The 13,389-nt window shown below is 58.5% G+C and carries 13 protein-coding genes; 6 read left to right on the forward strand and 7 right to left on the reverse strand.

Annotated features, from left to right (window positions below):
* Positions 1 to 27 precede the first annotated feature (27 nt).
* Together E3O56_RS03900 and E3O56_RS03905 are read right to left on the reverse strand one after the other, a co-directional pair.
* Positions 28 to 369: a hypothetical protein gene (locus E3O56_RS03900; RefSeq protein ID WP_032876214.1), complete on the reverse strand. Its 342-nt coding sequence runs from the start codon at positions 367 to 369 to the stop codon at positions 28 to 30.
* 45 nt (positions 370 to 414) lie between these two features.
* Positions 415 to 1,059 carry an ATPase gene (locus E3O56_RS03905; RefSeq protein WP_078821128.1) on the reverse strand — a complete coding sequence of 215 codons (645 nt, stop codon included), beginning with the start codon at positions 1,057 to 1,059 and terminating at the stop codon, positions 415 to 417.
* 137 nt (positions 1,060 to 1,196) lie between these two features.
* On the opposite strand from E3O56_RS03905, the gene E3O56_RS03910 reads away from it, so the two are divergent.
* Positions 1,197 to 1,481 carry a hypothetical protein gene (locus E3O56_RS03910; protein WP_032876218.1) on the forward strand — a complete coding sequence of 95 codons (285 nt, stop codon included), beginning with the start codon at positions 1,197 to 1,199 and terminating at the stop codon, positions 1,479 to 1,481.
* On the opposite strand, the gene yfcF is transcribed toward E3O56_RS03910, so the two are convergent.
* Both yfcF and E3O56_RS03920 read right to left on the reverse strand, forming a co-directional pair.
* Positions 1,440 to 2,072 (reverse strand): glutathione transferase, encoded by a 633-nt coding sequence (yfcF, locus tag E3O56_RS03915; RefSeq protein ID WP_148853668.1) that lies wholly within the window; start codon positions 2,070 to 2,072, stop codon positions 1,440 to 1,442. The two genes, E3O56_RS03910 and yfcF, sit on opposite strands and share 42 nt — an antisense overlap.
* Positions 2,073 to 2,166: 94 nt before the next feature.
* Positions 2,167 to 2,709 (reverse strand): DUF924 family protein, encoded by a 543-nt coding sequence (locus E3O56_RS03920; RefSeq protein WP_032880980.1) that lies wholly within the window; start codon positions 2,707 to 2,709, stop codon positions 2,167 to 2,169.
* 71 nt (positions 2,710 to 2,780) lie between these two features.
* Between E3O56_RS03920 and E3O56_RS03925 the strand changes: the two genes are divergently transcribed.
* The gene (locus E3O56_RS03925) at positions 2,781 to 3,935 is read left to right on the forward strand and encodes a DUF1624 domain-containing protein (RefSeq protein WP_248127895.1); all 1,155 of its coding nucleotides are present in this window, start codon (positions 2,781 to 2,783) and stop codon (positions 3,933 to 3,935) included.
* 481 nt (positions 3,936 to 4,416) lie between these two features.
* Here the strand turns inward: E3O56_RS03925 and metE are convergent, their stop codons facing one another.
* Positions 4,417 to 6,705 carry a 5-methyltetrahydropteroyltriglutamate--homocysteine S-methyltransferase gene (gene metE / locus E3O56_RS03930; protein WP_248127896.1) on the reverse strand — a complete coding sequence of 763 codons (2,289 nt, stop codon included), beginning with the start codon at positions 6,703 to 6,705 and terminating at the stop codon, positions 4,417 to 4,419.
* Between the two features lie 288 nt (positions 6,706 to 6,993).
* Here metE and E3O56_RS03935 point away from each other — a divergent pair, with 288 nt between their 5' ends.
* From E3O56_RS03935 to mddA, 3 genes are all read left to right on the forward strand, one after another.
* On the forward strand, positions 6,994 to 8,091 hold the full coding sequence (locus E3O56_RS03935; RefSeq protein ID WP_032876228.1) for a carboxynorspermidine decarboxylase: 1,098 nt from the start codon (positions 6,994 to 6,996) through the stop codon (positions 8,089 to 8,091).
* 28 nt (positions 8,092 to 8,119) lie between these two features.
* On the forward strand, positions 8,120 to 9,364 hold the full coding sequence (locus E3O56_RS03940; RefSeq protein ID WP_216091234.1) for a saccharopine dehydrogenase family protein: 1,245 nt from the start codon (positions 8,120 to 8,122) through the stop codon (positions 9,362 to 9,364).
* 189 nt (positions 9,365 to 9,553) lie between these two features.
* Positions 9,554 to 10,321, forward strand: a complete 768-nt coding sequence (mddA, locus tag E3O56_RS03945; RefSeq protein ID WP_078821123.1) for a methanethiol S-methyltransferase — start codon at positions 9,554 to 9,556, stop codon at positions 10,319 to 10,321.
* Positions 10,322 to 10,635: 314 nt separating this feature from the next.
* Here the strand turns inward: mddA and glsB are convergent, their stop codons facing one another.
* Together glsB and E3O56_RS03955 are read right to left on the reverse strand one after the other, a co-directional pair.
* Positions 10,636 to 11,544 (reverse strand): glutaminase B, encoded by a 909-nt coding sequence (gene glsB / locus E3O56_RS03950; protein WP_248127897.1) that lies wholly within the window; start codon positions 11,542 to 11,544, stop codon positions 10,636 to 10,638.
* A gap of 55 nt (positions 11,545 to 11,599) precedes the next feature.
* Positions 11,600 to 11,944: a hypothetical protein gene (locus E3O56_RS03955; protein ID WP_032876239.1), complete on the reverse strand. Its 345-nt coding sequence runs from the start codon at positions 11,942 to 11,944 to the stop codon at positions 11,600 to 11,602.
* 314 nt (positions 11,945 to 12,258) lie between these two features.
* Here E3O56_RS03955 and E3O56_RS03960 point away from each other — a divergent pair, with 314 nt between their 5' ends.
* Positions 12,259 to 13,341 carry an LLM class flavin-dependent oxidoreductase gene (locus E3O56_RS03960; RefSeq protein ID WP_248127911.1) on the forward strand — a complete coding sequence of 361 codons (1,083 nt, stop codon included), beginning with the start codon at positions 12,259 to 12,261 and terminating at the stop codon, positions 13,339 to 13,341.
* Positions 13,342 to 13,389 lie beyond the last annotated feature (48 nt).

A 13,389-nucleotide genomic window follows, 5' to 3' on the forward strand; every position in this document is an offset into this window, starting at 1 on the left:
TGAAATGCATTGCCTTTCAGAGCGGGCTTACTTGCAGTCCTGGGCCGCCTGCTCAAGCCGCGACGGTTTGATCGCCGAGGCCAGCGGTTTGCGCTCATACAGGAACACTTTGGTGCCGTCCTGGGACTTGTAGGCTTCCAGCACATCATCAGCAGCAATCTTGCTGGTCAACAGCACCTTGGCGTGACGCGAATTCTGCGTCACGGTCGAGGTGATGCCGTGTTTTTCCAGCTTGGGCAATACGCATTGCACATAGCCTTCGGGGGTCTTGTCGGTTTGCAGGGTCAGCGATGGGGCATTGGGAGCCGTGATACAACCGGTCAGCAACGAGGCTGCAAAAGCCAGGGCCGGAGCGAAAAAAGAGCGCATACAGATTCCTGAAAATAACCAATAGGGTTCACATCCACTCGCGAATCAACCTGCGCGAACCAGGGCCTTGAGCGACACATCGAACTGCTTCAGGGCATCTTGCTGTACATCTCGCTGCTGCTCGATCAGCGCGGCAATCTCCGGCGCCGCCTTGCCGTGCACCCACACTGACGGCACTTGCCTGTCCACCGAACCTTCGGCCTTGGCGATGTATTGTAGGTTCGCGTCATAGAAGCGTGCTGCAAAGCGTGCCTCGACCCGGTCGTTACGCTGGGTCAGCAATTGGTTATGGGTATCGAGCACCACCACCACATCCGGATGCGCCTGCACCATGTCATCCAGGCTGCCATAGACCGTCACCGAGAAAAAAGCGCCCTGCAGCGAGTTCATCAACCAGTCGATGGCCAGCTCGGGATCGGAGCTGTTGACGAACGCCTGGCGAATCCGCCCATCCAGAGCATCCTTGGCGCCGTTAAGTGCCATGGCATGGTAGCGCTCAAGGTAGATGAGGTTGTCGCGGGTATTTTCGCTGAACAACACCCCTACCCTCTGGGTGCGTTGCAGGGATTCTACGCTAGCGGCCAGCGGCAGCAAATGGCCTGTACGCAGCTCATCGGCAATCGCCGGGGTGGTCATGAGGGTGGTGCCCAACATCAGGGCCATTAAAGTAAGCTGGATAATCGTCCTCATCGCGCATTTCCTTGAGCTGCGTCTGGATGAGCAGATTCTGCGCGCTTGGCGAAAAAACAGAACTTGTGATCCTTGATGGTGACTATCATTTGAACCAATAGTGTCAGGCAGCCCATAAAACCTATAAGGACCCCGCCATGAAGCCCTACCAGAAAACCTTCGACCGTATCCGCGATGCCGTACTGCCGGAATTTCGCGAGCGGGTCGCCGATTACCTGGTCGAGTATGAAGAAGTGTTGCTGGACCCAAGTGCCGACGCCAAACAACGCTCGGCCAGCGCCCAGCAACTGCGTGGTTACCTGCGGGGCTTGAACACCATGCGGGTGTTGGGCATGGCCCACTGGGAGGACCTGGACCGACGTGTCGAGGAAGAGTGGCAGCTAGAGCACAGGCCGTCGCAGGTTGACCCACTCCCGCACTGACGGCCGTTGCCACTGGCGTTGCGCGTACATCACCAGCTCGGCCGGCACGGGGTCGCCGTTGAGGATCAGGCGATTGAGCATCACCGCCAGGTCTACATCGACGATCGACCACTCGCCAAACAAATGCTCAGGGTTGCCTGCCAGGAGAACCTGCGCCGCGCCGATCAACTTACGCGCAGCAGCCTGAGCCACCGGCGATAGAGGCGGCATCTTCTGCCCGCAGAACACCACCAGCGTCGAGCGTTCCTGGCGAATCGGCAGCAAGTCGCTGCGCAACCATGCCTGAACCTGCCGCGCCCTCGCCCGCTGCTGCAGATCAGCCGGGTAAACGCTGATCTGGGGGTACGCCTGGTCCAGGTACTCAGTGATTGCCGAAGATTCCGACAGCGTAAAATCACCGTGCTCCAGAGTCGGTACCCGTTGGGTCAGGGAGCGCTGGGCGTAATCTGCCGACTGGTTTTGCCCAGCATCCAGGTCCAGGGTGACCGTGTCGAACGTCAGGCCTTTTTCCCGCAGGGCAACGAACACCGACATGGCGTAGGGGCTGGTGAACAGCGAATCAACGTAGAGGCGCAGCGGGGGTTGGCTCATGGGCTATCTCCGAAGATGAAACGCCACGCTACGAGATTCAGGTCGATAAGGACAATGCAGGGTTTTTATGGGGGCATTCCTGATGGGAATAGCATCAACCAGCGAAACCACCCGCTTTGAGGAACAGGTGCTCCTGCTCGGTGGTGACCCTGCCCAACACCGCATTGCGATGGGGAAAGCGCCCAAACCGCTGGATAATATCGGCATGTTCCCTGGCCCAGTGATAGGTGCTGGCGTCCAACTGCTGGTTAAGCACCAACGAGCGCTGCTGGTCTTGCGGGTCTTCCGAATGCTCAAACGGTAAATAACAAAACGCGCGTAACTGGGGATCGATCTGTTGATCCAACCCGGCGTCCACCATCTGCTGCGCATACAGACGCGCCAGCGGGTCGGTGGCGAACATATGCGCAGTGCCGCGAAAGGCGTTGCGCGGGTATTGGTCCAGCAGGATCAATAACGCCAGTGCGCCGTCGGCCGTGGCCAGCCAACCGTCCAGCTCGCGCCGCGCGGCTTGCATATGGGTGGCGTGGAAGGTGTCGCGAAAGGCTGTATCGAAGCCATCGTCCTTGGCGAACCAACGCTTGGGCCCCGCCTGTTTCCAGAATTCGATCACGGCCTCGGCTGATTGCGTCTTCATGCTGATCATCATGTGCCTCAATAAATGTTATAGGATAACGTCAATTATTTGCCCGCTTGTGATTCCCACTTATGACTGACGCTACTACCTTACGCCAACGCCTGCAGTCCATCGACGCCCTGCGCGGCCTGGTGATCCTGTTCATGCTACTGGACCACGTGCGTGAAACCTTCCTGTTGCATCGCCAGGTCAGCGACCCCATGAGCATCGACAGCACCGAGCCTGCGCTGTTTGTCAGCCGCACCCTCGCCCATCTCTGCGCGCCGGTATTTGTGTTGCTCACTGGATTGTCGGCGTGGCTGTACGGCCAGAAGTATCAGGGGCGACGCGATGTGTCGGCCTTTTTGTTCAAACGTGGGCTGTTTCTGGTGGTGCTGGAATTCACCTTGGTCAACTTCGCGTGGACCTTCCAGTTGCCGCCCAGTGTGATCTATATGCAAGTGATCTGGGCCATCGGCGTGAGCATGATCGCCCTCGCAGCACTGGTGTGGTTGCCGCGCCCGCTGCTGATCAGCTTGGCGCTGATGATCATCGCCGGGCATAACCTGCTCGACGGAGTGCACTTTGCCCAGAATTCGGCGTTGCAGAGTGGCTGGTCAATCCTGCATGAGCGCAGCTGGATCGAGGCGTCGGAAAACCTGCGTCTGCGCGTGACTTATCCGGTGCTGCCGTGGATCGGTGTGATCGCCCTGGGTTATGGATTCGGGCCATGGTTTGCCGCTACCGCACTACCGGCTGTGCGTCAGCGTCATTTGCTGATCGCGGGCGTGACGGCATTAATGGGTTTTGTGCTGCTGCGGGCAGTCAATGGCTACGGCGAGCAGCCTTGGTACGTGTATGACAATGGCGTGCAGACCCTGATGAGCTTCTTCAACATCACCAAGTACCCGCCGTCGCTGTTGTTCCTGGCGTTGACGTTGGGGGTTGGGTTGTTGCTGTTGCTGGCATTCGAACGCGCTGGGCATAAGCGCTGGATTGGCGTGCTGGCGGTGTTTGGCGCAGCGCCGATGTTCTTTTATCTACTGCATCTGTATGTGTTGAAGGTGCTGTATGTCGCCTGTGTGGCGTGGCTTGGGCTCAACCACGGCAACTATTTCGGCTTCGACAGCATCGGTGCGGTGTGGCTGACAGCTTTGGTGTTGCCGCTGGTGCTATACCCGCCGGTACGTTGGTTTGCCGGGCTCAAAGCGCGCCGGCGCGATATCGCCTGGCTCAAGTACCTCTGACCTGACGCGGCTCAAAATGTGGGAGGAGGCTTGCTCCCGATAGCGGTGGATCAGTATCCAATTCCTTGGCTGAACTACCGCTATCGGGGCATAGGTATCTACACAACTTTGTAGCTGCCGACCGTAACCACGATGCGAAGCGAGCCGCTCTTGATCTGCTTTTGATCTTGATCTTAGGCGCCCCCCCCAAATCAGTGTCGGATTACGGGCACACCGAGCCTAAGCGAGGTGCCGAGTGGTGGGGCAAGAGCGTTTTTGCTTTTGCGCTTTTCAAAAGTGAGCCGCTGTAAAAGCGGAACCAATATCAGCCGTTACCGCAGGAATGGATATGTACTCGGTCTGATCCAACATCCTGGTCGGCTGTCAGGCCGCCATCGGGAGCAAGCCCCCTCCCACATTTAGATCCTGGGGTGTCAGGTAGAGATGCTTCGGCTGTCAGGCCGCCACGGGGGCAAGCCCCCTCCCACACTTGCAGACAATATCAGGCCAATTCGGCGCGCAGTTGGCGGGCGGCGGTGACCATGTGAATGAGCGCCGCCTCCGTCTCCGGCCAACCGCGGGTCTTCAAGCCGCAATCGGGGTTGACCCACAAACGCTCTGCCGGAATCCGCTTGGCGGCCTTGCGCAGCAAGTTAGCCATCTGCGATACATCCGGCACCCGTGGCGAGTGGATGTCATACACACCGGGGCCGATGTCGTTCGGGTAGTCAAAGGCTTCAAAGGCATCAAGCAACTCCATGTCCGAACGCGACGTTTCGATGGTAATCACGTCGGCATCCATCGCTGCGATCGACTCGATCACATCGTTGAACTCGCTGTAGCACATGTGAGTGTGGATCTGGGTTTCGTCGCGCACACCACAGGCGCACAGGCGGAACACTTCAGTGGCCCAGTCCAGATAGTGTTGCCACTGCGCCTGGCGTAACGGCAACCCTTCGCGGAACGCGGCTTCGTCAATCTGCACGATCTTGATGCCGGCGGCTTCCAGGTCCACCACTTCGTCACGAATCGCCAGGGCCAGTTGCCGGGCCTGCACTTCGCGGCTCACATCTTCCCGCGGGAACGACCACATCAGCATCGTTACCGGGCCGGTCAATATGCCCTTCAATACCTTGTCGGTCAGCCCCTGGGCGTAGCGGATCCACTCCACGGTCATGGCTTTCGGTCGGCTCAGGTCACCGAAGATCACTGCCGGCTTCACGCAACGAGAACCGTAGCTCTGCACCCAGCCGAAACGAGTGAACGCGTAGCCATCCAGTTGTTCGGCGAAGTACTCGACCATGTCGTTACGCTCGGCCTCACCGTGCACCAGCACATCCAGGCCGAGGTTTTCCTGCACCTGGACAGCGTGCTTGATCTCGCTGTGCATGGCTTCGACGTATTCGGCTTCGCTCAACTTGCCAGCCTTGTACGACTGGCGCGCCAGGCGGATCGACGCGGTCTGCGGGAACGAACCGATGGTGGTGGTCGGCAACAGTGGCAGGTTCAGGCCGGCGCGCTGCTTCTCGATACGCTGGGCAAACGGCGATTGGCGCTGGCTGTCCTGCTCGGTGATGGCGGCGACGCGGGCTTGTACGGCAGGCTTGTGGATCCGTGTCGATGCCTGGCGAGCAACCTGTACGGCACGGCTTTCAGCCAGGGCGGCAAGTACAGCGGGTGCCTCGGGCTGGTCGACAGCCTGGGCCAGCAGCGCCACTTCTTCGCACTTTTGCACGGCAAAGGCCAGCCAGCTTTTCAACTCGGCATCCAACTTGTCTTCACGGCCCAGGTCGACCGGGCTGTGCAATAACGAGCAGGACGGCGCGACCCACAGGCGATCGCCGAGCTTCTCATGGGCATGCTGCAACGTGGCCAGGGCCTTCTCCAGGTCGCAACGCCACACGTTGCGGCCATTGACCACGCCCAGGGACAACACCTTATAGGCCGGTAAGCGATCCAGGATGGTCGGGTACTGTTCCGGTGCTCTCACCAGATCGATGTGCAGGCCATCCACCGGCAAGTTGGCCGCCAGGCCGAGATTTTCTTCCAGGCCACCGAAGTAGGTAGCCACCAGTTTTTTCAGCGGGTCCCGCTGGATCAGGTTATAGGCACGCTCAAACGCGTTCTTCCAATCCTGCGGCAAGTCGAGCACCAGGATCGGCTCATCAATCTGCACCCACTCAACGCCCAGGTCCGCCAGGCGCTGGAAGATCTGCCCGTACAGCGGCAGCAAGCGCTCAAGCAGATCAAGCTTGTCAAAAGCGTCGCCCTTGGCCTTGCCCAGCCACAGGTAGGTCAGTGGGCCAATGACGACAGGCTTGACGGTGTGGCCCAGGTCACGGGCTTCCTTGACCTCTTCGAACAGTTGATCCCAACCCAGGTGGAACTGCTGATCGGCGCTGAACTCCGGCACCAAATAGTGATAGTTGGTATCAAACCACTTGGTCATCTCCTGGGCGTGAGCACCGCCGCAGCAGTTGTCACTGACGCCGCGAGCCATGGCGAACAAGGTGTGCAACGTGGCGTGGCCATCGGCCGGGCGGAAACGCTCGGGGATCACGCCAAACATCAGCGAGTGAGTCAGCACCTGGTCGTACCAGGCGAAATCACCAGCAGGCAGCAGTTCAATACCAGCCTGTTTTTGCAGCGCCCAATGGGTCTTGCGCAGGTCACGGCCAACGGCGCGCAGGCCGGCTTCGTCGAGCTCGCCTTTCCAGAACGCTTCCTGCGCTTTTTTCAGTTCACGATCGCGTCCAATGCGCGGAAATCCGAGGGAATGAGCGACTGCCATGACGTAAAGCTCCAATGTCGATGTTTATGGCGCTCATTGTCGGCAGTCGGCAATAGTGAGACAAACTCATTTAATTCTAGATCATCACAAGATCCATTCATGTTCGTACGACTGCGCATTGCCCATAACCGCACTGGCAGTTATTACCGTCATCCTAACGAACGGTCACACTCGTTCCGTATGCTTAAACGCAAGCGTGCAATTTCCGCCCGCTAACCTTTCGATCTGCCCCAAGTGCGGGCACAATGCGTGTCCTTTTTTGGCAGGCACCGCCGCAGGCTCTCAAAAATGATCAAAACGCCGTACTACCTCATCGATAAACAGAAGCTTCTGGTCAACATGCAGAAGATTGCCTACGTGCGCGAGCAGTCCGGCGCCAAGGCTCTGCTGGCGCTCAAGTGTTTTGCCACTTGGTCGGTGTTCGACTTGATGCAGCAATACATGGACGGCACCACCTCGTCGTCGCTGTACGAGTTGAAGCTCGGTCGCCAGAAGTTCGAAGGTGAAGCGCACGCCTACAGCGTGGCCTGGGCCGACGATGAAATCGAAGAGATGCTCGAGAACTGCGACAAGATCATCTTCAACTCCATCAGCCAGCTGCAGCGCTTTGCCGAGCGCAGCGAAGGCAAGACCCGTGGCCTGCGCGTAAACCCGCAGGTGAGCAGCTCCGATTACCTGCTGGCCGACCCTGCGCGCCCGTTCAGCCGCCTGGGCGAGTGGGACCCGGTGAAGATCGATGCCGTGATCGATCAGATCTCCGGCTTCATGTTCCACAACAACTGCGAGAACGGCGACTTCAACCTGTTCGACAAGATGCTCGGCACCATCGAGGAACGCTTCGGTGAGCTGCTGCACAAGGTCAAGTGGGTCAGCCTCGGCGGCGGCATCCATTTCACCGGTGAAGGCTATGCGCTGGACGCGTTCTGCGCGCGCTTGAAGGCGTTTTCCGAGAAGTACGGCGTGCAGGTGTACCTGGAACCCGGCGAAGCAGCGATCACTAATAGCGCCTCCCTGGAAGTCACCGTGCTCGACACCCTCTACAACGGCAAGAACCTCGCCGTGGTAGACAGCTCCATCGAAGCCCACCTGCTGGACCTGCTGATCTATCGCCTCAACGCCAAGCTGGCGCCGAGCGAGGGCGAACATACCTACATGGTGTGCGGCAAATCCTGCCTGGCCGGGGACATCTTCGGCGAGTATCAATTTGATCGTCCGCTGGCCATCGGCGATCGGCTGTCGTTCATCGACACCGCGGGCTACACCATGGTCAAGAAAAATTGGTTCAACGGCCTGAAAATGCCGTCCATCGTAGTGAAACAACTCGACGGTACAGTCGAGGTGGTTCGTGAATTTGGTTACGACGACTACCTGTCCAGCCTTTCCTAAGCTGGCGGATATAGGAGAAATAAAGCAATTGAAAAAGAACGTTCTTATCATTGGTGCAGGAGGTGTCGCCAAGGTGGTGGCCCACAAGTGCGCGCAGCACAACGACGAACTCGGTCGTATTGCTATCGCGTCGCGCAACATCTCCAAATGCCAGGCCATCATCGACAGCGTCAAGGCCAAGGGTAGCCTCAAGGCACCCGCCGATATCCAGGCCTTTGCGCTGAACGCCCTGGACGTGGAAGCGACCAAGGCCCTGATCCGCGAGACCGAGTCGCAGATCGTCATCAACGTAGGTTCCGCGTTTCTCAACATGTCGGTGCTGCGTGCCTGCATCGACACGGGCGTTGCCTACCTCGACACCGCCATCCACGAAGAGCCGGGCAAGGTCTGCGAGACCCCGCCGTGGTACGGCAACTACGAATGGAATCACCTGGAAGAATGCAAACAGAAGAACATCACCGCCATCCTTGGCGTGGGCTTCGACCCGGGTGTCGTCAACGCGTACGCCGCGCTGGCGCAGCAACAGCATTTCGACCGCATTGATTCGATCGACATTCTCGACGTCAATGCCGGCTCCCATGGCAAATACTTCGCCACCAATTTCGATCCGGAAATCAACTTCCGCGAATTCACCGGGCAGGTGTGGAGCTGGCAGAACAGCCAGTGGACCAGCAACACCATGTTCGAAGTCAAACGTACCGACGACCTGCCGGTAGTCGGCTCGCAAAACCTCTACCTCACCGGCCACGATGAAGTGCACTCGCTGTCGAAAAACCTCGACGTGCCCAACGTGCGGTTCTGGATGAGCTTTGGCGAGCACTACATCAACGTGTTCACCGTGCTGAAAAACCTCGGCCTGCTCTCGGAAAAACCGGTCAAGACCGCCGAAGGCCTGGAAGTGGTGCCGTTGAAAGTGGTCAAGGCCGTGCTGCCCGACCCGTCATCGCTTGCCCCGGGCTACACCGGCAAGACCTGCATCGGCGACCTGGTCAAAGGCACCAAAGGCGGCCAACCACGCGAGATGTTCATCTACAACGTGGCCTGCCATGAAGAAGCCTTTGCCGAGACCGACAGCCAGGGCATCTCCTACACCGCAGGCGTACCACCGGTAGCCGCAGCGCTGCTGGTTGCGCGTGGTGAATGGGATGTGAAGCACATGGCCAACGTCGAGGAACTGCCGGCTGAGCCGTTCCTGAAAGCGCTGGACGTGATGGGCTTACCGACTCGGATCAAGGACGAGAACGGTGATCGGGCTTGGGATGCGATTGCCTGAATAGGTGATTGCTGACTGACAAAAAATGCGCCCCCAGGGGCGCATTTTTTGTTTGGGCAAGCACACCACAATCCACGCAAGATAATCGCCAATCCATCTAAGCAACTGTCAATTCTCACAGGTTAAGGGCCGCACAAATTCCACTAGTCTGACTCACTTATCCCCTCACCATGTGCGAAAGGAATCGTCATGAGTCCGCAAAAACAAACCAACGACCTCACGGTACATCTGGCCTGGCTGCTCTACAGCATTGCCTGCTATCTGATTTTCCTGACCGTGTTTTTATACCTTATAGGCTTCACTGGTAGCGTGCTGGTGCCCAAAGCCATTAACGATGGGCAACCTGTCAACTGGCCGCTTGCAGCGCTGAGTAACGGCCTGCTGATGATTCTGTTCGCTGCCCAGCATAGCCTCATGGCACGTAGAAGCTTCAAGAACACAATGACCACACTCATTCCCCCCGTGGCTGAACGTTCCACCTATGTGCTGCTCAGCAGCCTGGTGCTTGGGTTGATGTTCTGGCTGTGGCAACCCATTCCATACACCGTCTGGGAGGTTGAAGCGGCTTGGGCCAAGGCACTGTTGTCAGGTGTGTTCTGGCTGGGCTGGGGCATGGTGTTGCTGGCAACCTTCCTGATCAGTCACTTCGAGCTGTTCGGGTTAAAACAGGCCGTTGATCATTGGCGAAACACCCCACAAAAGGCGGCGATATTTAAAACGCCGCTGTTCTACCGTGTCGTGCGTCACCCGATGTACCTGGGATTTTTGATCGCTTTCTGGGCAACCCCGCATATGACGGCAGGCCATCTGTTGTTTGCGCTGGGGATGTCGGTTTATTTGTTCGTGGGTGCCCGTTTCGAAGAAAGGGATCTGGTGCAGCTGTTTGGTGAGCGGTATCGACGCTACAGGCGTGAGGTGGGCATGATTGTGCCGCGCCTCAAAAAGCCACGTCGCTAGATTCCTGCAGGAGCGAGTTTGCTCGCGAAGATCGTCAAGGATGACGCAGGCAGCCTGGATGAACGCTGGGCATCTGCCGGATGCTGAAGGCGCGCAGTTGCTGGTAGACAAAGTCTTGGTGAAGCCTGCCCCGCCGCATAAAGCCAGGCCGTACACCACTCCCCAGAACACTGAAGATGCAAATGTGGGAGGGGGCTTGCTCCCGATAGCGGTGCGTCAGTCAATTAATTTATATCTGACACACGGCTATCGGGAGCAAGCCCCCTCCCACATTGTGTTTTTATAGCGCCTGTTGATCAGCATTCCACTCGCCCCTAGAACACCGACCACCCAATCCGCTCACTCAACAATTCCAACGCCTTCATCCCCGCCAGCGAGTTCCCTGCCGCGTTCAACTCCGGCGACCACACGCACACCGTAAACTGCCCCGGTACCACCGCGACGATCCCCCCGCCTACCCCGCTCTTGCCCGGCAACCCAACGCGATAGGCAAAATTGCCCGCCTCGTCATACAGCCCGCTGGTGGCCATGATCGAGTTGACCTGCTTGGTCTGGCGCGCTGTCAAAATCTGCTCGCCACTGTGGGCACTCACGCCTTCGTTGGCGAGGAAGCTGAACGCCCGGGCCAGGTCCAGGCAGCTCATCTGCAAGGCGCAGTAGTTGAAGTAGCTGTGCAGCACCGCGTCCACATCGTTATGGAAGTTGCCGAAGGATTTCATCAGGTAGGCCATGGCCGCATTGCGCGCACCGTGCTGGGCTTCGGATTCGGCGACCACGCTGTTGACCAGGATCTGCGGGTTACCCGACAAGCGCCGTACAAAGTCGCGCATCGACAAGATCGGCACCGCAAAGCGCGATTGGTTGATGTCGCAGATCACCAGAGCGCCGGCATTGATAAACGGATTGCGCGGGCGGCCGCGTTCGAATTCCAGTTGCACCATGGAGTTGAACGGTTGCCCTGAGGGCTCATGGCCCAGGCGTTCCCAGATGCTTTCGCCGCCGTGATCGATGGCCTGCACCAGGCTGAAGACCTTGGAGATGCTTTGCACCGAGAACAGTGTGTCGGCATCACCGGCGCTGTAGGCCGCGCCATCGTTGCCGTAGACCGCAATGCCCAGTTGGTCGGCGGGCACGTCGGCCAGCGCAGGGATGTAGTCGGCCACTTTGCCGAGGCCGATCAGGGGGCGCACTTCGTCGAGAATCGACTCGAGCAGCGCCTGCATATCTTGTCCTGTCATCTTTGTTTGAATCAGTGAAAAACCAGGCGCGCAGGATACGTCAATGGGCGCGGAAGCCCCACACAATCTCTACCACCCGCTCGGCAACCACCACGTACACCAGGATCAACAACAGTTGTAGCGCCAGGTGATAGCGCAACTTGGCCAGCCTTCGAATGCCGTCACTGACGTTCAGCAACATCAACAGCGTCGACAGGATAATCAACCCCCAACCGGCGACGTTGGAGGCGAACACCCCGATAAACAACTCCTGTTGCCCCACCAGCGTATTGGTCCCCGCTGCGAACAACAGCGCGCACACCAGCAGGTTCTTTACGTTGTCGAAGATCTGTGTGCTCAGGTCGTTGTCCAGCAACGCCAGATATCGCGTCCATAACGTGCGCATACTTGAGTACCGATTGGGAGGGCTCGTCACTCAAGGTAGTTCATTTGCAGGCGCTGTCGAGCCAAGGCGAGGCATTAGAAATGCGCCACGTCCGAGAACAGTTTTTTAGAGGCCTTATCTATAAACGCTCTCCATTTGAGATCGAAGCCAAAAAACAGCTTCTATAATAATCAATCATAATTATTCTTTAATTTTATAATTAGGTTAGAACCAATCGGCATTTTACAGATTCGCCCGTGAGCCCTACTTTCATGCGACGGACCGACCCCCTGCCCGGTGGAGGCTTGTTTACCGACCTCGACAAGGACCTGACCATGAGCATCGAATTCATCGGCTATATCGGCGGCCACCACGCCTCGGAAATCCATCCACGCAGCGGCCCGACTCTGCAACCGGACTACGTTGAAAGCGTCGCCCGTGCCCACGAAACGGCGGGGTTCGACCGCGCCCTGGTGGCATTCCATTCCAACAGCCCGGACAGCACGTTGATCGCGGCCCATGCGGCCAGCGTCACCACCCGACTGCAATTTCTTATCGCCCACCGCCCGGGCTTTGCCCAGCCCACCCTGGCTGCCCGCCAGTTCGCCACGCTGGATGTGTTCAACGGAGGGCGTACCGCCGTGCACATCATCACCGGTGGCGATGACAACGAACTGCGTGCCGATGGCAGTCATATCGGCAAGGATGAACGCTATGCGCGCACCGACGAGTACCTGAGCGTGGTGCGCCAGGAATGGACCAGCGAGCATCCCTTCGACTTCACCGGTACGTACTACCAAGTGCAAGGCGCGCACTCCACGGTGAAGTCGCCACAACAGCCGCATATCCCGCTGTATTTCGGCGGCTCTTCAGCGGCGGCGATTGCCGTGGCCGGCAAGCATGCGGATGTGTATGCGCTGTGGGGTGAAACCTATGAGCAGGTGCGCGACGTGGTGAGCCAGGTGCGGGCCGAAGCCGCCAAGCATGGGCGCACGATTCGCTTCAGCCTGTCATTGCGGCCGATCCTCGCCGACACCGAGGAACTGGCGTGGCAACGTGCCGAGCAAATTCTGCAGCAGGCCACGGCGCTGGCCGAGAAGAATGGCTTTGTGCGCCGTGAACCGCCGAATGAAGGCTCGCGGCGGTTGCTGGCGGCGGCGGCGCAGGGGTCGCGGCTGGATAAGCGTTTGTGGACCGGGATTGCCGGGTTGCTCGGGGCACAGGGCAACTCCACTTCGTTGGTGGGCACCGCAGAACAAGTTGCAGAGGCACTGTTGGATTACTACGACCTGGGGATTACCACTTTCCTGATTCGCGGGTTTGATCCGCTCAATGATGCGATCGACTATGGCAAGAAGTTGATTCCCCTCACCCGCCAGTTGGTCGCAGAGAGGGAACAGGCCCAGCAAGTGGCTTAAGAACAATGTGGGAGGGGGCTTGCTCCCTCCCACATTTGATTTGCTGCG

It is taken from the genome of Pseudomonas sp. W2Aug9, from assembly GCF_023127755.1.
Taxonomy (GTDB): domain Bacteria; phylum Pseudomonadota; class Gammaproteobacteria; order Pseudomonadales; family Pseudomonadaceae; genus Aquipseudomonas; species Aquipseudomonas synxantha_A.

Coding starts and splice junctions, on each gene's coding strand:
- E3O56_RS03900 (WP_032876214.1), bottom strand. CDS start 369: ATGCGCTCTTTTTTCGCTCCGGCCCTGGCTTTTGCAGCCTCGTTGCTG.
- E3O56_RS03905 (WP_078821128.1), bottom strand. CDS start 1,059: ATGAGGACGATTATCCAGCTTACTTTAATGGCCCTGATGTTGGGCACC.
- E3O56_RS03910 (WP_032876218.1), top strand. CDS start 1,197: ATGAAGCCCTACCAGAAAACCTTCGACCGTATCCGCGATGCCGTACTG.
- yfcF (WP_148853668.1), bottom strand. CDS start 2,072: ATGAGCCAACCCCCGCTGCGCCTCTACGTTGATTCGCTGTTCACCAGC.
- E3O56_RS03920 (WP_032880980.1), bottom strand. CDS start 2,709: ATGAAGACGCAATCAGCCGAGGCCGTGATCGAATTCTGGAAACAGGCG.
- E3O56_RS03925 (WP_248127895.1), top strand. CDS start 2,781: ATGACTGACGCTACTACCTTACGCCAACGCCTGCAGTCCATCGACGCC.
- metE (WP_248127896.1), bottom strand. CDS start 6,705: ATGGCAGTCGCTCATTCCCTCGGATTTCCGCGCATTGGACGCGATCGT.
- E3O56_RS03935 (WP_032876228.1), top strand. CDS start 6,994: ATGATCAAAACGCCGTACTACCTCATCGATAAACAGAAGCTTCTGGTC.
- mddA (WP_078821123.1), top strand. CDS start 9,554: ATGAGTCCGCAAAAACAAACCAACGACCTCACGGTACATCTGGCCTGG.
- glsB (WP_248127897.1), bottom strand. CDS start 11,544: ATGCAGGCGCTGCTCGAGTCGATTCTCGACGAAGTGCGCCCCCTGATC.
- E3O56_RS03955 (WP_032876239.1), bottom strand. CDS start 11,944: ATGCGCACGTTATGGACGCGATATCTGGCGTTGCTGGACAACGACCTG.
- E3O56_RS03960 (WP_248127911.1), top strand. CDS start 12,259: ATGAGCATCGAATTCATCGGCTATATCGGCGGCCACCACGCCTCGGAA.